Source organism: Butyricicoccus pullicaecorum DSM 23266, assembly GCF_900167005.1.
Lineage (GTDB): Bacteria > Bacillota > Clostridia > Oscillospirales > Butyricicoccaceae > Butyricicoccus > Butyricicoccus pullicaecorum.
On the sequence record NZ_FUXW01000001.1, the window covers coordinates 400,194 to 418,863 of the forward strand.

Consider the following 18,670-nt stretch of genomic DNA (forward strand, 5'->3'; position numbering starts at 1 on the left):
AATAGGAGGCAAACCATGAGCAAAGTACCCGAACTGTTCGGTAGTATGGTGTTCAACGAATCGGTCATGAAGGAGCGTCTGCCCAAAGACGTATTCAAGGCGCTCAAGAGCACGATCACGGAGGGCACCGCACTCGACCCGACGGTTGCAAACATCGTGGCCAACGCAATGAAGGACTGGGCCATTTCGATGGGGGCGACCCATTATACCCATTGGTTCCAGCCTATGACCGGTATCACCGCGGAAAAGCATGACTCGTTCATCACCCCGGGTGCCGAAGGCGCGGTCATCATGGAGTTTTCGGGCAAGGAGCTCATCAAGGGCGAGCCGGACGCATCGTCCTTCCCGTCGGGCGGTCTGCGCGCGACTTTTGAGGCACGCGGTTACACCGCATGGGACCCAACCTCCTATGCATTCATTAAGGATCACACCCTGTGCATCCCGACTGCATTCTGCTCGTACACCGGCCAGATCCTCGACAAGAAGACCCCGCTTCTGCGCTCGATGGAAGCGATCTCCAAGCAGGCTTGCCGCGTACTGCGCCTGTTTGGCAAGGACTGCAAGCATGTTACCACCACGGTCGGTCCTGAGCAGGAATATTTCCTCATCAACAAGAGCGATTATGCCAAGCGTCCCGACCTGATCCTGACCGGCCGTACCCTGTTCGGTGCACCCGCACCCAAGGGTCAGGAGATGGATGACCACTATTTCGGTTCCATCCGTCCGCGTGTCAAGGCATTCATGGCAGAGCTCGACGAGGAGCTGTGGAAGCTCGGCATCTACTCTAAGACCGAGCACAACGAGGTTGCACCCTGCCAGCACGAGATGGCTCCGATCTTTGAGACCACCAACATTGCGGTCGATCACAACCAGCTGACCATGGAGGTCATGAAGCGCGTCGCTGACCGTCACGGCTTCGTCTGCCTGCTGCACGAAAAGCCGTTTGAGGGCATCAACGGTTCTGGTAAGCACAATAACTGGTCGATCTCGACCGATCGCGGCGAGAACCTGCTCGAGCCGGGCAACACCCCGTCCTCCAACGCACAGTTCCTGCTGTTCCTGACCGCTGTCATCAAGGCAGTCGACGAGTATCAGGATCTGCTGCGCCTGTCGGCAGCGAGCGCGGGCAATGACCATCGTCTGGGTGCACACGAGGCACCTCCGGCAGTTGTCTCCATGTACATCGGCGACGAGCTGGGCGCAGTCGTTGACGCGATGGTATCGGGCAAGACCTACCACGCAGCCGAGAAGACCCACATGGACATCGGCGTCAGCGCTCTGCCCAACATCCCCAAGGATACCTCTGACCGTAACCGTACCTCGCCCTTTGCCTTCACCGGCAATAAGTTCGAGTTCCGTATGCCCGGTTCGACCTTCAACGTGGCATGTACCAACACCATCCTGAATACTGCGGTAGCAGAAGAGCTGCGCCAGTTCGCTGACGAGCTTGAGCAGGCCGAGAACTTTGAGCAGGCACTGTCCGAGCTGATCATTCGCGAGATCAAGGCGCATAAGCGCATTATCTTCAACGGCAACGGCTACGATGACGCATGGCTGGTTGAGGCTAAGAAGCGCGGCCTGTCCAATCTGGCTTCCACACCCGATGCCCTGCCGCACTACACCGACAAGAAGAACCTGCAGCTGTTCACCCGTCACGGTGTCTACACCCCGGTTGAGGTTGGCTCGCGTGAGGAGATTCTGCTCGAAGAGTACGCAAAGACTCTGCGCATTGAGGCACTGACCATGCTCGATATGCTGCGCAAGCTCATCCTGCCCGCTTGTGCCAAGTTCTCCCGTGATCTGGCTGAGGGTGTTGCACTCAAGAAGCAGATCGGCGTAGACGCTCCGGCTGAGGTTGAGATGGTACGCCGGGTCACCGACAAGACCGCTGCGCTGTCCGCTGCACAGGACGTGCTGGCGCACAAGGTAGAGGCTGCAAAGGATGTACTGACCGAGGCATTCGCTGTCGCACCCGGCGGCGTGGGCGCGCGCAAGCTGTCGCGCTACTACCGCGACGAGGTTCTGCCGGCAATGAAGGAAGCCAGAAAGCTGGCGGACGAACTGGAGAACCTGGTGTCCAAGGAGTACTGGCCCTTCCCGACATACAGCGACATTCTGTTCTATGTATAAGTTTTTTCAGCGCGCAGCCGTCAGGCTGCGCGCTTTGTCTTATGTGCGGACAAAACCGCACGAATATGGGAAAATTGGACGGTTTTTATAGTCTTTCGTCAAAAGTTGTGATATACTAATTCCCATCAGCAAATGATACGGAGGCCCTGTTGTGAAGATGAAGAAACTATTAGCCGCGGGTATGCTGGGCGCATTGCTTTTGGTGTCCGGCTGTGAGCCTGCGTCCAGTCAGTCGGACTTTTATGCGATGGATACCTTTATGACCGTTACGACCTATGACAAGAACGAAAAGACGGCCGAGGATACAAGGGTAGAGATCGAGCAGCATATCAATGGACTGGATCAGCTCATGTCGCGCCAGCGGGAAGAGAGTGAGCTGTCTGCGCTCAACGCGGCGAACGGTCAGCCGGTCACCGTGTCGGACGAGCTTTACGAGGCGATCGAGACCGCGGTACAGTATGCCGAACTGACGGATGGTGCATACGACCCGACCACTGCACCGCTGTCCGATCTGTGGGGCATCGGTACCGATCACGAACATGTACCGACTCAGGCAGAGATCGATGAGACGCTTAAGAAGGTCGGCTGGCGCAATATTCAGCTATTGGGAAACAATACCGTGCAGCTGCTCAACGGTGCACAGGTTGACCTCGGCGGCATCGGCAAGGGCTGGGCGGCCAATGATGCGGCAGCCATCTGCCGGATGGCAGGCGATACCATGCAGGCACTCGCGCAGCTGGGTGGCAATATCTACGGCATCGGAAAAAATCCCAACAGCGAGGACGGCACCTGGCGCATCGGCATCGCCGACCCGGACAACAGTGCAAGCTCGGTTGCGGTGATCTCCATGACCGATGAATCGGTCGTGACCTCGGGCGATTATGAGCGGTATTTCATGCAGGATGGCAAGCGATACCATCACATTTTTGACCCTTCGACCGGATATCCGACCGATAACGGCCTGCGCAGCGTCACCGTTGTCGATACCGATTCGGCGAAGGCCGACGCGCTGACCACCGGTCTGTTTGTCAAGGGACTGGATAAGGGGCTGGAATTCTGCGCAGAACACGACATCAAGGCGGTTTTTATCACCTCTGACAAGCGCATCATTCCGACCGAGAACGTATTGCCGCAGTATACCTTTATGGGCGAGGAAGCAGGGTACATCGATGCAAGGTAAATTGCGCTGGGGCGATTTTGTGATCTGTGCGGTCGTACTGGCACTGGCGGGACTCATCACCTTGCCCTTTCTCTTTCAGCCCTCGGACAGCCTGACTTGTGAGATCAAACAGGGCGATACCGTGGTCAAGACCATACGCTTGGCCGACGGCTATCAGGACACCATCACGCTGACAGCGGGAGACATCACGAACGTCATCGAGGTGGACGGCAAGAGCGTACGCTTTGCCTCGTCCAACTGTCCTGATCAGGTGTGCGTCCACACCGGCACGCTCACCCGTGCCGGTCAGATGGCGGTCTGTCTGCCTACCCGTGTCGTCGTGCGTCTGATCGGTGAAGATACGACCGTGGACGCGGTGGCACGATGAGAGGAGGCAGGGATAAATGAAGACAAGCAAACGGGTCGCACTGTGCGGTCTGCTGGTCGCGGCAGCACTGGTGCTGTCCCTCGTGGAGCACATGTTTCCCTTACAGGCCGCCGTGCCCGTTCCGGGCATCAAACTGGGTCTTGCGAACGTCGTGACACTCTTTGCCCTGACGCGTCTGAGGCTGCGTGAGACGGTCGCGGTCGTTGTGGTGCGCGTTATTCTGTCCTCGGTGTTTATGGGCAGCGTCACTGCGTTTCTGTTCTCGCTCTTCGGCGGCTTGCTGTCCATGCTGGTCATGCGCGTGCTGCTGTACGGTCTGGGACGGTGTTTTTCCATTCCGGGGATCTCAATTGCGGGCGCGGCTGCACATGATATCGGTCAGATCGGCGCGGCTATTCTCGTGCTGGGCACGGTCGACGTGGTGGGCTATCTGCCCTTCCTGCTCGTGCTGTCCATCCCGATGGGCTTTGCAACTGGTCTGGTCTGCGCGGCGGTGCTCGGCCACCTCAAAAAAATAAATATGGAAATCTGACAGGATTTTTCCGGTCTCGCTTCCGGTTAATGCGCGTACAAAGCACATATACTAGCGCAAAAAGGAAGGAGCGAGATTTGATGAAAAAGCGTATGTTATCTTCTGTCCTGCTGGCGCTGGCGCTCACGTCCATGCTGGCCGGCTGCGGCAATCAGAATGACACCAAGCCGGATAACAATATGACCGACCAGACCACGCAGAACGATGCGGCACAGAATAACGATACCACCGACCTGCCCAACGCACCCGACAACGGTTCGAACGTGCAGGGGGATAAAAATATGGTCGGTGACAATCAGACACCGAGTGACGGCTCAGTGACCCAGGATGCCAAGGATATGGCGGATAATGCGGGTGATATGGTCGGAGACGCAGGCGACATGGTTGGCGACGCGGCCAAGGATGCTGGCAACGCCGTGAAAAACGCGACCGACTCCATGACAGGAAAGAAGTAAAAAATAAGCGGGGTGCAATCCGGTTTTCGGACTGCATCCCGCTTTTGTGATGCGCAAAAATTATTTCTTGTTGAACAGCTCGTAGCCGCCCTGCTTCTTGCTGTAAATGTCGTAGCCGCCCTTCTTGAGCGCCTTGAGCAGACGGTTTGCGTGCTCATCGCCGCTGACTTCGCAGACGACCTCGATGATGGCTTCGTCAATGTCCAGATCGGCAGCAACGCGGTCATGGTTGAACAGGATGACGTTTGCATTCTGCTCGGCCACGATGTGTGCGAAGTTCTCCAGTGCACCCGGAACGTCGGGCATGATGGTCGAGAACTTGATGTGACGGTGACGGGTGACCAGACCCTTTTCGACAACCTTGTGGATGAAGGATACATCGATATTGCCGCCCGACATAACGCAGACGACCTTCTTGCCCTTGATGTCTACCTTCTGATTCAGAACAGCGGCAAGGGAAGCGGCACCTGCGGGCTCGACGACCTGCTTGGTGCGCTCGAGCAGCATAAGAATGGTGGACGCGATCTCGGCATCGGATACGGTGACCATCTGATCGACGTACTGGTTGATGTACTGCATGGTCAGGTCGCCCGGTTCCTTGACTGCGATACCGTCAGCAATGGTGTGTGCGGTTGCAGTCGGACGGATGCTGTCCTGATGGAAGGAGTCCACAATCGCAGATGCGCCCTCGGCCTGTACGCCGATGACCTGAATGCGGGGGTTGATCTGCTTGACACAGGCAGCAACACCCGAGATCAGTCCGCCGCCGCCGGCAGGAACAAAAATCATGTCAACCGTAGGCAGATCGCTCAGGATTTCCAGACCAATCGTACCCTGACCGGCCATAACATCCTCGTCGTTGAACGGATGAATGAGCTCTGCGCCGGTCTGCTCAATGATCTCGCAGGCCTTCTGGTAGGTCTCGTCATAGACCGAGCCGTGCAGCACGACCTTGGCACCGTAGCCCTCGGTTGCTGCGACCTTGGCGATGGGTGCCGAGCGGGGCATGACGATGGTTGCCGGAACGCCGACCGAAGCAGCAGCAAAGGCAACGCCCTGTGCATGGTTGCCAGCGGAGGAGGCGACGACCGCTTTGAGGTTGCCCTCCATGTAACGCTTCATAATCTTGTTGTACGCACCGCGTACTTTAAAAGAACCGGTTTTTTGCTGATTTTCATATTTCAGATAAACTTCCGCGCCGGTCATCGCGGAAAAGGTGCAGGACGTGCTCAGAGGAATGGTGTGGATGACATTCTTCAGGCGGGCCGCTGCTTCCTGGAAGTCATTGACTGTCAGCATATTGATTTCCCTGCTTTCCGAAAAAGGTTGATTATATTTTTACAGTTTAGCATGGTGTCTTGCGAATTGCAATACATCTAGCCGAAATTTGACTGCAAAAAAACCAGAATTTTCGCGAGGGAATAGATTTAAGTTGTGTTTTTTAGAGCATTTTGTTATAATAATCTTGTCTGAATGTAGATAAATCTATGCGGAGAAGGAAACATTATGAGCCAATCGGAAATGGGTTTTCGCACAGCACCCTTTGGGTTCCGGCGGGAAGACGTGCTCGACTTTATCGAGGTTGAAGCCGACCGCCGCAGTGCACTCGAAGAAAAACTGAATAAGGCCGAGCAGGAGCGTACACGCATCCTGCAGGAAAAGGACGAAGCCGATCGCGCCGCACAGGCGCTCATCGCCGACCGTGACCGCATGCTGCAGGAAGAGCAGGCCAAGGAGCAGACCATTGTCTCGCTCAAGGCGCAGGTGCGTCAGGCACAGGATGAGGCCGAGCAGGCAAAGCAGGAGCTTCAGACGCTCAAGAGCCGTCTGGAAGAGGCGCAGAGCGCGCTTGATCACGTGCGTGCGGACAATGCCGAGATGATTTCCAAGTGCGCCGAGTACGATGAGGCACGTGCACGTCTGGCTGAGATCGAGCTGTGCGCACATGGCCGCGCTGAGGAGATTCAGCAGCGCGCTGAGCACGATGCGTGCTCACTGGTCGGTGAGGCTGAGCAGATGGCCGAGCGACTGCTCGCGGCGATTGAGCACACCAAGGAGTCCTACCGACAGGCACTGGCCGCAGCCGAGCGCGAGAACGCCAAGGCAAATGCACAGGCCGCCGAGGCACTGACCCAGCTGGACGAGATTATGACCGGTCTGCGCGGACGCATGTCGGGCACAGCACCCGAGCCCAAGCCGCAGGCGGCAAAGCCGGAAAAACCGGTACACAAGACCGAGGCAAAACCTGTGGTACATACCGAAGAAAAACCGGTCTGTCCGATGCGCGAGAAACCCACGCTTGCCCAGCTTCTGGGCGCGCTGCGCGGCAATAAATGACGGAGGAACCAGCATGGCACACTATGATTTAAAGACCCAAGACCTCAAAGCGTTCGCACCCAAGCTACGGGCAGGCGATACGGTCACGCTGACCGGTACGCTGTATACTGCACGCGATGCGGCGCACAAGCGTATTGTCGCAGCGATGGACGAGGGACAGGCCTTACCGTTTGATCTGGACGGCGCAGCGGTCTACTACGCAGGCCCGACCCCGGAAAAGCCCGGTCAGGTCATTGGCTCGGTCGGTCCGACCACTTCCGGACGCATGGACCCTTATTCGCCCCGCCTGCTCGACGCCGGTCTGACCTGCATGATCGGTAAGGGCGTGCGCTCACAGGCGGTTGCCGATGCGATGGCACGCAACGGTGCCGTGTACATGGTCGCTATTGGCGGCGCCGGTGCGGTCAAGGCAGAGAGCGTCAAGGCACTCGATGTGATTGCATACGAGGATTTGGGATGCGAGTCGGTCAAGCGGCTGACCGTCGAGGGATTTACTGCCATTGTGGCAATGGACAGCGTAGGCGGTAACCTGTACCGCGATGGTGCGGCACAGTATCGCACCGAATAAGGGATGATTTGATTGATTCGGGGAAAGAATTGACGATTTTACGAAAGAGGGGAAACCACCAATGAGAACATTTGAAACCGATGTGCAGCTGCTCAAGTACCGCGTGCTCAAGGCGGTTGCTAAGCGTGCTTACGAGGGAACGCTGATGGAATCCTACTACGAGATTCCCAAGCTCATCTCGCCCGGCCCCAAGCCGACCATGCGCTGCTGCGTGTACAAGGAGCGCGCCATTGTACAGGAGCGTGTACGACTGGCAATGGGCGGTGACCGCCGCAATCCGAACATCATCGAGGTCATTGAGATCGCGTGTGACGAGTGCCCGGTCGAGCGCTACATGGTCAGCGAGTCCTGCCGCGGCTGCATCTCGCAGCGCTGCATCAAGACCTGCCCCAAGCAGGCGATCTCCAAGAAAAACGGCAAGGCACACATCGACTTTGACCTGTGCATCGAGTGCGGACGCTGTGCCAAGGTCTGCCCTTACGGTGCGATCACCGAGCACGTTCGTCCGTGCGAGCGCAGCTGTAAGGTCGGTGCCATCCACATGAACGAGGAGAAGAAGGCCGAGATCAACCCCGAGAAGTGCATCTCGTGCGGCGCTTGCTCGTATGCCTGCCCGTTCGGCGCGATCATGGATAAGTCGTTTATGGTCGATGCCATCAATATCATCCGCAATAAGAAGGAAAACTATAAGACGGTCGCAATCGTCGCCCCGGCTATCGCTGCACAGTTTGACGGTGTGACGCTCGGACAGGTTGCAACGGCCATCCGTCAGCTGGGCTTTGACTATGTGGTCGAAGCTGCAATCGGTGCGGATATGGTTGCCGACAAGGAAGCCGAGGAGCTGGTCGAGAAGGGATTTTTGACCTCTTCGTGCTGCCCTGCCTTTGTCGATTACATCAAGAAGCATGTACCTGAGCTGGCAGACAAGATTTCGCACAATCTGTCGCCCATGGCTGAGATCGGCAAGTTTGTCAAGCTGGGCGGAGAAAGCCCGGTCAAGTGCATTTTCATTGGTCCCTGCACGGCAAAGAAGGCCGAAATGCGTCTGCCGAATGTTGATCTGTGGATTGACAGCGTGCTGACCTTTGAGGAGCTTCAGGCGATGATCGACGCACGCGAGATCGAGATGGAAAGCCTGGAAGAAACGTCCATGAACGATGCGTCCTATTTTGGCCGTATCTTTGGCCGTTCGGGCGGCCTGACCGAGGCTGTGCTCGAGGTCATCAAGGAGAAGGGTCTGGACTTTGAGGTCAAGGCCGAGGCTTGTGACGGCATTGAGGCGTGCAAGGCGGCACTGCTGAAGGCCAAGTTTGGCAAGCTGGACAAGAACTTCATCGAGGGCATGGCCTGTGTCGGCGGTTGCGTTGGCGGCGCAGCATCGCTCAACCACGAGCCCAAGAGCCGCATGAAGGTCGACAAGTACGGCAAGGACAGCGACAAGGAAAACGTCCGCCAGGCGATCGACACCTACAAGGTCGGCGTATAATATGGTATATTCCCATGGTATATTCCCAGAAGCGCAGGTAAACCCTGCGCTTCTGCTTTTTTTGGAAAAGTTCTCTGCGCCTGTGGCGCACATGAAATTTCGTAAAAAGTCGCGACACGTGCGTGACTTTTTACACAGCAAAATGCCGGAATCCGCTCATTTATGCGCGGTTTCGGGCATTCTTCGTCCAGAGCGCTTTGCGCGGCGGACGTCTGATCGTCGAAAAACCGCAGTTTTTCGACGACTTCAATCGCAGGTAAATCCTGCGCTTCTTTTTTGTCTGATGGCTGCATACACTGGAACCGGACAAAAAGGAGGGAAGGAAATGGAACGAACCGGAATGGGCAAGCTGGTCATGCAGATGGCGGTGACCATCGCGCTGCTGGGCGGCATCTGTGCGTGGAATCTGCACCGGGCGGACGAGCGGGTCGCGGCCATGCTGGAGCAGGGCGGGGTACAGCTGCCAGTCATCATGTACCACAGTATCCTCAAGGACGAGGCGCGGGCGGGATCGTATGTACTCAGTCCGGCGGCACTCGAGGCCGATCTGGACTACTTGCAGCACAATGGGTATGAGACTGTGACGATTAGTGAGCTGGTGGACTTTGTTGACGGCAAGGGAGACTTGCCCGCAAAACCGGTGCTGATTACCTTTGACGATGGGTTCTACAATAACTACTTATACGCTTATCCGCTGTTGGCCGAGCGGGATATGCAGGCAGTTGTGTCGGTCATCGGCGAACAGACCGCGCTCTACACCGAAAGTGGACAGGAAAACGCCTATTGGTCGTATCTGTCGGCTGGACGGTTGGTCGAGATGCAGGAGAGCGGCGTGTTCGAGATCGGCAATCACTCTTATGATCTGCACGATGACAGTGTGCGCAAGGGCTGTCTGAAAAAGCGAAGCGAGAGCGTCGAGGAATACCGGCAGATGCTGACTGACGACACGCATCTTTCCCAGACCTATCTTGCTGAATCCGGTCTGACGCCGCCGCAGTGCTATGCTTATCCGTATGGTGCATACAGTGACGAGACCGAGGACATTCTAAAAGAGATGGGATTTCGCTGCACGCTGACCTGTGAGGAGCGCATCAATATCATTTCGCCCGGTGACCCGGACAGTCTGTTTTTGCTCGGACGGTACAACCGGCCGTCGGGCATGTCCACGACCACTTTCTTTGAAAAGGCATTGCCGGGGGAGGGATCGTAATGCGGGAATCCTGTGAGAACAATGTGACACTCAGCGAGCTGCGCTGTCGGGAGGTTATCAACCTGTGTGACGGGGCGCGGATGGGATATGTCAGTGACATACAGTTTAACCCGGACAGCGGGCAGATCACCGCGCTGATCGTCCCCGAGACCGCCGGTGTGCTCGGCCTGTTGGGACGGGGAGACGATGCCGTCATCCCGTGGGAGTCGGTCGAAAAGATCGGCGAGGACATCATTTTTGTCCGCTATGCGTCATCCTGCCCAACTCCCCGGACAAAGAAGTGGTTTTCTTCGTAAAAATCGGGAAAAATGTAAAAATCCCTTTGACAAAGCCACGGGTGGTATGATAGTATATGAAAGTACGAGTACACACATCCCGCGATGCACGCGGCGGGTGGCCGCTCTCGGAGCGGTTGCCGCCTGTCAGATGAAACGGGATGGAGGTTAAAACCAAGGAGGAAACTAAAAATGGCAGTAATTTCTATGAAGCAGCTGCTGGAGGCCGGCGTACACTTCGGCCATCAGACCCGCCGCTGGAACCCGAAGATGGCAGCTTACATCTTCACCGAGCGTAACGGCATCTACATCATCGACCTGCAGAAGACCGTCAAGAAGCTGGAGGAGGCTTACTTCTTCGTTCGTGACACCGCTGCTGCTGGTGAGTCCATCCTGTTCGTCGGCACCAAGAAGCAGGCTCAGGACGCTATCAAGGAAGAGGCTGAGCGTTGCGGTCAGTTCTTCGTAAACGCACGTTGGCTGGGCGGCATGCTGACCAACTTCAAGACCATGCGCACCCGTATCAACCGTCTCAACCAGCTCAAGAAGATGCAGGAAGACGGCACCTTCGATCTGCTTCCCAAGAAGGAAGTTATCAAGCTCCAGCTCGAGATCGCTAAGCTCGAGAAGTACCTGGGCGGCGTTAAGGAAATGAAGAAGCTGCCGGGCGCTATGTTCGTTGTTGATCCCCGCAAGGAGAAGAACGCAATCGCTGAGGCTAAGAAGCTGGGCATCCCGGTTGTCGCTATCGTTGACACCAACTGCGATCCGGACGAAGTTGACTACGTTATCCCGGGTAACGACGACGCAATCCGTGCAATCAAGCTGATCTCCCAGACCATGGCTAACGCTGTTCTGGAAGGCAAGCAGGGCGAGCAGCTCGAGGTTGCAGCTGAGGAGAAGGAAGCTGCTGCTGAGTAAGACGAAACCCGTCTGAAAACAGTATAGAGACTGGATTCTCGAAATTTTTAATTCGCAGGGCGCGACGCCCCCGGCGCGCCGGTCAGTCGTCGCACCCTGCGTTTTTTATGCACTGAAATTTATCTTTTTGGAGGAACTGAAAATGGCTTTTACTGCTGCTGACGTAAAGAAGCTGCGCGAAATGACCAGCGTAGGTATGATGGAGTGCAAGAAGGCTCTGACCGAGGCTGACGGCGACTTCGACAAGGCAATCGAGCTGCTGCGCGAGAAGGGCCTGGCAAAGGCTGCTAAGAAGGCTGACCGTGTTGCTGCTGAGGGCGTTGTATGCGCTAAGGTTTGCGACGAGTGCGGCATCGCTGCAATCGTTGAGGTCAACGCTGAGACCGACTTCGTTGCAAAGAACGCTGACTTCCAGGCATTCGTAAACGACGTTGCTACCGTTATCATCAAGGAGAACCCGGCTGACGTTGACGCGCTGAAGGCTTGCAAGATGGGCGAGCTGACCGTTGAGACCGCTCTGCAGGAGAAGGTTCTGACCATCGGTGAGAACATCCAGATCCGTCGTTTCGCTCGTTTCGACGCAAACACTGTAAACGTTGCTTACAACCACATGGGCGGCGTTATTGGTACCCTGGTTGCTCTGGAAGTTTCCGACAACCTGAAGGACAACGCTACCGTTAAGGAGCTGGGTAAGGACATCGGCATGCAGGCTGCTGCTATGAATCCGGCATTCATGGACAAGTCTGAGGTCGACGAGGCTACCCTGGCTAAGGAGAAGGAGATCCTGCTGGCTCAGGCTCTCGAGGAGAACAAGACTGCTGCTAAGCCGAAGCCGGAGCAGATCATCCACAAGATGGTTGAGGGCCGTATTGGCAAGTACTACGAGGAGAACTGCCTCCTGCAGCAGGCTTTCGTTAAGGAGAACAAGGTTACCGTTGAGCAGCACATCGCAGCTGTTGCAAAGGAACTGGGCGGCGAGATCAAGCTGGTCAAGTGCGTTCGTTTCGAGCGTGGCGAAGGCATCGAGAAGAAGCAGGACGACTTCGCAGCAGAAGTTGCTTCCATGGCAAAGTAAGTTTCTTTTTGAAGCACAATCGGATATGCAAAGAGGACAGGCATGGCCTGTCCTCTTTTTTTGCTGTCTTGACCTTTCCGATACTTTTTCATATAATGAAAGCACAAGCACGATGCTGAGATGATACGGGAGGTGCGCAGGATGGCAGACGATCATGATTATGGATTTTATGGCAAGGGATTGGATGGGTATGTCCATTACCGGCAAGCGATGGAGGAAAGCAACCAGGCAAACCGGAATCGCTATAACAACTCTGTGCAGATGCCTGTATCCAGAGAACCCACGCCGGAAGAGAAGCGCAAGGCGTGTGCCGTGACCCTTGCAATCCTATTTGCGGTGATACTGGTCAGCTGTTTGATCGTAGCCTTTTTGGGCTGAAAAGATGAAAAAGATAACAAAAAAGACACCCATTTGGGTGTCTTTTTCATGGTGCCGGTAGCCGGAGTCGAACCGGCACGGTGTCGCCACCGGCGGATTTTGAGTCCGCTACGTCTACCAATTCCATCATACCGGCGTCTAAAATATTATAGCAGATTTTTAGAAGGCGTGCAAGAGCCTTGAGAAAAAAACATCTGCGTGGTATCATACATATAGATAAAATATACCATGAAAACACGGGGAGGGTGTGGGAAACGTGAACTCAAGAACCAAAGGTATCCTGTTTATTCTGTGCTCAGCGTTCTGTTTTGCACTGATGAATGCGTTTGTTCGGCTGGCGGGTGACCTGCCGCCGGTGCAGAAAAGTTTCTTCCGCAATGCAGTTGCGTTCGTGTTCGCCTTAATCATTTTAATGCGGCAGGGCGGTGGATTTCGCTGGAGAAAGGGCAATTTACCGCTTCTGATCGTGCGTGCGAGCTTTGGCACGATCGGTATTTTGTGTAACTACTATGCGATCGACCATCTGCTGCTGTCCGATGCGTCTATGCTCAACAAGCTGTCGCCGTTTGCGGCCATTATTTTCTCGCTGATCTTCCTGCATGAGAAGGTCAAACCGGTGCAGGCGGCTGCGATCATCGTCGCATTTGGCGGTGCGCTGTGTATCATTAAGCCCAGCTTTGATTTGACCGAATTTTTCCCGGCCCTGGTGGGATTCGTCGGCGGTGTGTGTGCGGGTGCAGCGTATACGGCAGTACGAGCGCTCAGCCAGCGTGAGGAGCGCGGTGCATATATCGTATTCTTCTTCTCTGGCTTTTCCTGCCTGTCGGTTGTGCCCTGGCTGCTCATGCACGGCGAGCCGATGACGTTGGCGCAGACCCTCAGCCTGTTGGGTGCAGGTTTTGCAGCGGCTGGCGGTCAGTTCTCGATCACAGCGGCTTATTCCAACGCACCGGCGAGCGAAATCTCGGTCTTCGACTATTCACAGGTCGTCTTTGCTGCCATTCTGGGATTCTTCCTGTTCGGTCAGATTCCCGACTGGCTGAGCGTTCTGGGCTACTGCATCATCTGTGGTGTGTCCATCGGTATGTTCTGCTACAATCGACGGGCAATCAAATCTTATTAAAACGAAAGCGCACGGTTTATTGAACCGTGCGCTTTTTCTATCAAATATTCTTGTTCTGCGGGATGTCGGGCAGGGAGTTGAAACCAACCTGAAGATCGGCGTCAGTCGGGATATAGTCGTTCATGTTGCCATTCAGATAATTTTCATAGGCAACCATGTCGAAGTATCCGGTGCCAGTCAGACCGAACAGAATGGTCTTGGCCTCGCCGCTCTCCTTGCACTTGAGTGCCTCGTCGATCGCGCAGCGGATGGCGTGTGCGGACTCGGGCGCGGGCAGGATGGTCTCGCGCTTTGCGAACAGGACGGCAGCGTCGAATACCTTGGTCTGCTCGTAGGAGACTGCCTCCATGTAGCCGTCGTGATACAGCTTGGACAGAATCGGGCTCATGCCGTGATAGCGCAGACCGCCTGCGTGGTTGGCAGAGGGGATGAAGCCGCAGCCCAGCGTGTACATGCGTGCCATGGGCGTGACCTTGCCGGTGTCACAGAAGTCGTATGCGTACTTGCCGCGGGTCAGAGATGGGCAGGAAGCGGGCTCAACGGCGATGATGCGGGGATTGGACTTGCCGGTGATCTTGTCGGCCATGAACGGTGCAATCAGACCGCCCAGGTTGGAGCCGCCGCCCGCGCAGCCGATGACAATGTCGGGGTATTCGTTCAGCTGCTCCATGGCAATCTTGCTCTCCAGACCGATGATGGACTGGTGCAGCAGCACCTGATTGAGCACCGAACCCAGTACATAGCGCTTGGAACCGTTGCTCTTGACAGCAGCTTCAACGGCCTCCGAGATGGCGCAGCCCAGGCTGCCGGTGGTGTCCGGGTGCTCGGCCAGAATCTTGCGGCCGACCTCGGTGGTCGTGGACGGGGAAGGGGTGATGCTGCCGTCAAAGACGCGCATGACTGCCTTGCGGAAGGGCTTCTGCTCGTAAGAGCACTTGACCATGAACACATCACAGGTCAGATCGAAGTAGCTGCACGCCTCGCTCAGCGCGGTGCCCCACTGACCGGCACCGGTCTCGGTGGTCACGCCGGACAGCCCCTGCTGCTTGGCGTAGTAGGCCTGTGCAACTGCTGAGTTGAGCTTGTGCGAACCCGAGGTATTGTTGCCCTCGAACTTGTAGTAGATCTTAGCCGGGGTTCCCAGTGCTTTTTCCAGTGCATAGGCACGAATCAGCGGGGAAGGACGGTACATTTTGTAGATTTCCTGGATTTCTTCCGGGATATCGATGTAAGCATGGGTTTCGTCCAGCTCTTGACGGGCGAGTTCCTCACAGAAAATGGGATAAAGATCGCGTTCGGTCATGGGCTGGAGGGTTGCCGGATGCAGCATCGGGTCGGGCTGTTCCTTCATGACCGCACGCAGATTGAACCACTGCTTGGGCATCTGGTCTTCGGTCAAATACAGGCGATGGGGAATCTTGGTCATGATCATACACTCCTTTGAAAATCAGTTGATTGCGGGAAGAAGGCATGAAAAAAACGCCATCGTCCCAAGGAACATTTCTGGGACAAAGGCGCTGAAACCTCTGCGGTGCCACCCGGATTGACGTATGAAATACGTCCGCTCAAATCTGCATCGAGATCAATGCAGGCTCCACTGATAACGGGCGGAGTCCCCGTCTCACTACTGAGGTCAAAATTTGACCCGTTCGATCTGCCCTCCAAAGTCCATTCCCCGAACCATCCTCGACCGCGCTCCCACCATGCCGCGGCTCTCTGTGCGAATCCGAATTTCGGGTACTCTTCTTTTTCATCGGTTTAGGAATTTAATTGAGTACAGTATATAAGCGGAAACGTGATTTGTCAAGCATTTTTTTGAAAAAGTTCAAGAGATAGCAGAAGAATTTATAAATCGACAGCAAACGCTGAAAGTGTTCACAAAAGATTGTTCGCATCGTATACAGCGTACATTTAGTTGCTTTTTCTGCGGGAAGAGGGTATAGTAAATATAAGTTAGTAATAACTAACTATAAATGCTTTTTGGAGGTCATTATGGGAATTTTGAAATCATTTTTCGGTAATACCCGCAAGCCCGAAGGTTTGTTGGGCAGGTGGATGGTTGCCGGTATGAATCGTGCACATGCTGAAGTTGCGGATTGGGGAATGCAATATCTGCCGCAAACAGGAATTGCGGAGATCGCCGAGTTAGGCTGCGGCGGTGGACGAAATGTCAGGGCACTTTTGCAGAGATATCCGACTGCTAAAGTGACTGCGCTGGACTATTCAGAAATCTCCGTGGAAAAAACCAGACGGGTCAATCAGCGCGAGATACAAAAAGGACGCTGCCGCATTGTGCAGGGGGATGTGTCCAAATTACCTTTTGAGGATGCAAGATTTGATTTGGTTACCGCGTTTGAAACAGTGTATTTCTGGCCTGGTCCGACCGAAAGTTTTCGGGAAGTGTATCGGATTTTAAAACCGGGTGGAACATTCCTGATTGTGAATGAGTCGGATGGGATGAAGGCCGGAGATGACAAGTGGTTGTCTGCGATCGATGGACTGCGAATTTTCAACCAAGCGCAGCTGTCGGGCTTTTTGAAAGAAGCTGGATTTTGTGATATCACGGTATATCACGATCAGAAAAAACATTGGCTTTGTTTGTTGGCAATGCGGGAAGACTCCTGATTCGCAAAAATGGCGCTTGTGTGAATTCGGTTCGCGGCGCGATTGAAAGGCAGGTTCGAATGCTGACGAAAATTTATGCAGAAATGAAAAAACAGCATCCAGATTTACTGAATGCTGTAATAGGCTCCGACACGAGCCCAGCGCAGCGGGTCGTGTTGGAAGAGGAGCTGTGACAAAGTGAGCGAGAAGTGACTTTGAAAAAGTCGCTGCGAGGGATACGACGTCCACAGCGACGAGGTCGAGGTGACAGGATTCGAAACACGCACCTTCGGTGTGGTTTCGGCTCGCGGCGCGATTAAAAGCAGGTTCGAATCCTGACGGAAAATTATGCAGATACGAAAAAACAGCATCCAGATTTACTGAATGCTGTTAAGATGGTCGAGGTGACAGGATTCGAACCTGCGGCCTCTTCGTCCCGAACGAAGCGCTCTACCAAGCTGAGCCACACCTCGATTTTTTGTTGTTCGCTGTCGTTTTTTCTTGACTCTCGCTGACAGCTTCTTTATTATATCTATAACAGGCCTTTTTGTCAACACTATTTTTAAAATTTTTTTGGATTTTTTTGGAGGGCGATTTTTGATGCAAATAGAGCGCTTTACCAAGGTACAGGTAGATGCCTTACTGCCCGGCCGGAAGCCGGAGACGAGCAAGAATGATTATGGTCGGGTGTGGGCGTTCTGTGGCTCGAGCGGCTATACCGGTGCGCCGTACTTTGCCGCCCAAGGTGCGGTGCGTATGGGCAGCGGGATTGTGACGCTGGCCGTTCCCGCAGACATCTATCCCATTCTGGCGGTCAAACTCAACGAGCCTGTCATCTATCCCTATACCGAAGACAGCTGGCAGGATGCGCTTCATCGTGCCGAGCGCAGCGCGGCTTGTCTGATCGGTTCCGGTCTGGGACACTTTGCGGCGTTCCGGGAACTGACCTTGACTGCACTCACCTCGCTTCCTTGTCCGATCGTTTTGGATGCCGACGGCATAAACGCGCTGGGCGGACATATAGATAAGTTGTGCAGTACCGCGTACCCGGTTGTGCTGACACCGCACGCGGGTGAGTTTTCACGCCTGACCGGCATTGACCATCCGACGGCAGAGGACGCGGCGGCGTTTGCCATGCGCTATGGCTGTGTGCTGCTGCTCAAGGGACACCGGACGGTCGTAGCTGCGCCGGACGGCACGGTGACGTGTAACACGACCGGAAACCCGGGTATGGCCAAGGGCGGCAGCGGCGATGTGCTGGCCGGTATGATTCTGTCACTCATCGGTCAGGGACTGCGTCCGGCAGACGCGGCGCGAGTCGGTGCATGGCTGCATGGACGCTGTGGTGATGTGTGCGCCAATCGCCTGAGTGAATACGGCATGACACCGACCGATATGCTGAGTGTCCTGCCCGAGGTACTGCACGAGTACAATACAAGGGAGTGGTGACGGCTGAAGCGATTATTTGGGTGTGTTTTGCTGCTCGTTCTGCTCACAGGCTGCGGCAGTTCTGCCCCGCCGGCAGGGGAGACCGTGCGTGCGTATTATGAGGGGTTACAATCAGCGCAAACACACGCTAAAATTTTATCAGATTTCGGTGATTCTGCGCTGGAATACGAGGTCAATTACGAGTATAATAAAGAGGATAACGATTTACTGACAATCACTGCCCCGGAGAGTATTGCGGGCGTACAGGTCGAGATCTCGGGCGAGCATGCGGACGCGTTTACGCTGCGCTATGCTGAGGCTGAGCTGATGTTTAGCGGGGACAACATCCCCGGATTGACACCGGCGGACGCAATCGCCGATCTGCTGTACGATCTGCGCACGGGTGAGCCGACCGAGGTCAGCACCGAGCCGGTCGGGGACATCGCTGCAGTGCGCCTGCACTACGAGACCGCCGACCAGAGTCCGGCTATCGCCAAAACCGTCTGGATAAATCCTGACACCATGGCGCCGGTCTGTGCCGAACTGTACTGCGACGGGGACAAACAGCTGACGCTGTATTTTGAGCAATTCCAGTGAACAA

General features: G+C 55.3%; 20 protein-coding genes, 2 tRNA genes and 1 other annotated feature. Of the genes, 17 read left to right on the forward strand and 5 right to left on the reverse strand.

Features of this window, described 5'->3' with window-relative positions:
• The first annotated feature begins 15 nt into the window (after positions 1-15).
• From B5D52_RS02020 to B5D52_RS02040, 5 genes are all read left to right on the forward strand, one after another.
• Complete coding sequence (locus B5D52_RS02020; RefSeq protein WP_016147615.1) at positions 16-2,130, forward strand: glutamine synthetase III family protein; 2,115 nt, start codon at positions 16-18, stop codon at positions 2,128-2,130.
• Between the two features lie 157 nt (positions 2,131-2,287).
• Positions 2,288-3,310 carry an FAD:protein FMN transferase gene (locus B5D52_RS02025; RefSeq protein WP_242825643.1) on the forward strand — a complete coding sequence of 341 codons (1,023 nt, stop codon included), beginning with the start codon at positions 2,288-2,290 and terminating at the stop codon, positions 3,308-3,310.
• On the forward strand, positions 3,300-3,677 hold the full coding sequence (locus tag B5D52_RS02030; RefSeq protein ID WP_016147613.1) for a NusG domain II-containing protein: 378 nt from the start codon (positions 3,300-3,302) through the stop codon (positions 3,675-3,677). The genes B5D52_RS02025 and B5D52_RS02030 overlap by 11 nt, the downstream gene beginning before the upstream one ends.
• Before the next feature lie 16 nt (positions 3,678-3,693).
• On the forward strand, positions 3,694-4,209 hold the full coding sequence (locus tag B5D52_RS02035) for a Gx transporter family protein (RefSeq protein WP_016147612.1): 516 nt from the start codon (positions 3,694-3,696) through the stop codon (positions 4,207-4,209).
• 80 nt (positions 4,210-4,289) lie between these two features.
• The gene (locus B5D52_RS02040) at positions 4,290-4,664 is read left to right on the forward strand and encodes a hypothetical protein (protein WP_016147611.1); all 375 of its coding nucleotides are present in this window, start codon (positions 4,290-4,292) and stop codon (positions 4,662-4,664) included.
• A gap of 60 nt (positions 4,665-4,724) precedes the next feature.
• Here the strand turns inward: B5D52_RS02040 and ilvA are convergent, their stop codons facing one another.
• Complete coding sequence (ilvA, locus tag B5D52_RS02045; protein ID WP_016147610.1) at positions 4,725-5,963, reverse strand: threonine ammonia-lyase; 1,239 nt, start codon at positions 5,961-5,963, stop codon at positions 4,725-4,727.
• Between the two features lie 207 nt (positions 5,964-6,170).
• On the opposite strand from ilvA, the gene B5D52_RS02050 reads away from it, so the two are divergent.
• The 3 genes from B5D52_RS02050 (at position 6,171) to B5D52_RS02060 (ending at position 9,055) form a co-directional block, all read left to right on the forward strand.
• Positions 6,171-7,001: a hypothetical protein gene (locus B5D52_RS02050; protein WP_016147609.1), complete on the forward strand. Its 831-nt coding sequence runs from the start codon at positions 6,171-6,173 to the stop codon at positions 6,999-7,001.
• Between the two features lie 13 nt (positions 7,002-7,014).
• Complete coding sequence (locus B5D52_RS02055) at positions 7,015-7,569, forward strand: FumA C-terminus/TtdB family hydratase beta subunit (protein WP_016147608.1); 555 nt, start codon at positions 7,015-7,017, stop codon at positions 7,567-7,569.
• 61 nt (positions 7,570-7,630) lie between these two features.
• Positions 7,631-9,055, forward strand: a complete 1,425-nt coding sequence (locus tag B5D52_RS02060; protein ID WP_016147607.1) for a 4Fe-4S dicluster domain-containing protein — start codon at positions 7,631-7,633, stop codon at positions 9,053-9,055.
• Here the strand turns inward: B5D52_RS02060 and B5D52_RS16305 are convergent.
• A complete protein-coding gene (locus tag B5D52_RS16305) occupies positions 9,037-9,348 on the reverse strand; it encodes a hypothetical protein (RefSeq protein WP_207651140.1) in 312 nt (103 codons plus the stop codon). The two genes, B5D52_RS02060 and B5D52_RS16305, sit on opposite strands and share 19 nt — an antisense overlap.
• 32 nt (positions 9,349-9,380) lie before the next feature.
• Here B5D52_RS16305 and B5D52_RS02065 point away from each other — a divergent pair, with 32 nt between their 5' ends.
• The 5 genes from B5D52_RS02065 (at position 9,381) to B5D52_RS02085 (ending at position 12,914) form a co-directional block, all read left to right on the forward strand.
• The gene (locus B5D52_RS02065) at positions 9,381-10,265 is read left to right on the forward strand and encodes a polysaccharide deacetylase family protein (RefSeq protein WP_016147606.1); all 885 of its coding nucleotides are present in this window, start codon (positions 9,381-9,383) and stop codon (positions 10,263-10,265) included.
• Positions 10,265-10,561 carry a PRC-barrel domain-containing protein gene (locus tag B5D52_RS02070; protein ID WP_016147605.1) on the forward strand — a complete coding sequence of 99 codons (297 nt, stop codon included), beginning with the start codon at positions 10,265-10,267 and terminating at the stop codon, positions 10,559-10,561. Before B5D52_RS02065 ends, B5D52_RS02070 begins: the two co-directional genes overlap by 1 nt.
• A gap of 171 nt (positions 10,562-10,732) precedes the next feature.
• A complete protein-coding gene (rpsB, locus tag B5D52_RS02075; RefSeq protein WP_016147604.1) occupies positions 10,733-11,461 on the forward strand; it encodes a 30S ribosomal protein S2 in 729 nt (242 codons plus the stop codon).
• A 142-nt stretch (positions 11,462-11,603) separates the two neighbouring features.
• Positions 11,604-12,536 carry a translation elongation factor Ts gene (gene tsf / locus B5D52_RS02080; protein ID WP_016147603.1) on the forward strand — a complete coding sequence of 311 codons (933 nt, stop codon included), beginning with the start codon at positions 11,604-11,606 and terminating at the stop codon, positions 12,534-12,536.
• A gap of 141 nt (positions 12,537-12,677) precedes the next feature.
• Positions 12,678-12,914 (forward strand): hypothetical protein, encoded by a 237-nt coding sequence (locus tag B5D52_RS02085; protein WP_016147602.1) that lies wholly within the window; start codon positions 12,678-12,680, stop codon positions 12,912-12,914.
• A gap of 49 nt (positions 12,915-12,963) precedes the next feature.
• Here the strand turns inward: B5D52_RS02085 and B5D52_RS02090 are convergent.
• Positions 12,964-13,050, reverse strand: a tRNA-Leu gene (locus tag B5D52_RS02090).
• Between the two features lie 120 nt (positions 13,051-13,170).
• Here B5D52_RS02090 and B5D52_RS02095 point away from each other — a divergent pair.
• Complete coding sequence (locus B5D52_RS02095) at positions 13,171-14,037, forward strand: DMT family transporter (RefSeq protein WP_016147601.1); 867 nt, start codon at positions 13,171-13,173, stop codon at positions 14,035-14,037.
• Positions 14,038-14,077: 40 nt separating this feature from the next.
• Here B5D52_RS02095 and B5D52_RS02100 read toward each other — a convergent pair whose 3' ends face one another.
• On the reverse strand, positions 14,078-15,463 hold the full coding sequence (locus tag B5D52_RS02100) for a TrpB-like pyridoxal phosphate-dependent enzyme (RefSeq protein WP_016147600.1): 1,386 nt from the start codon (positions 15,461-15,463) through the stop codon (positions 14,078-14,080).
• Positions 15,464-15,538: 75 nt separating this feature from the next.
• Positions 15,539-15,800: a binding site (T-box leader), on the reverse strand.
• Between the two features lie 229 nt (positions 15,801-16,029).
• Between B5D52_RS02100 and B5D52_RS02105 the strand changes: the two genes are divergently transcribed.
• Entirely contained in the window at positions 16,030-16,662 is a 633-nt protein-coding gene (locus tag B5D52_RS02105) for a class I SAM-dependent methyltransferase (protein WP_016147599.1), read from the forward strand.
• Between the two features lie 375 nt (positions 16,663-17,037).
• Here B5D52_RS02105 and B5D52_RS02110 read toward each other — a convergent pair.
• Positions 17,038-17,114 (reverse strand) — tRNA-Pro (locus tag B5D52_RS02110).
• Positions 17,115-17,241: 127 nt separating this feature from the next.
• Here B5D52_RS02110 and B5D52_RS02115 point away from each other — a divergent pair.
• On the forward strand, positions 17,242-18,090 hold the full coding sequence (locus B5D52_RS02115) for an NAD(P)H-hydrate dehydratase (protein ID WP_016147598.1): 849 nt from the start codon (positions 17,242-17,244) through the stop codon (positions 18,088-18,090).
• A gap of 27 nt (positions 18,091-18,117) precedes the next feature.
• A complete protein-coding gene (locus B5D52_RS02120; RefSeq protein ID WP_016147597.1) occupies positions 18,118-18,666 on the forward strand; it encodes a hypothetical protein in 549 nt (182 codons plus the stop codon).
• Positions 18,667-18,670: the final 4 nt, after the last annotated feature.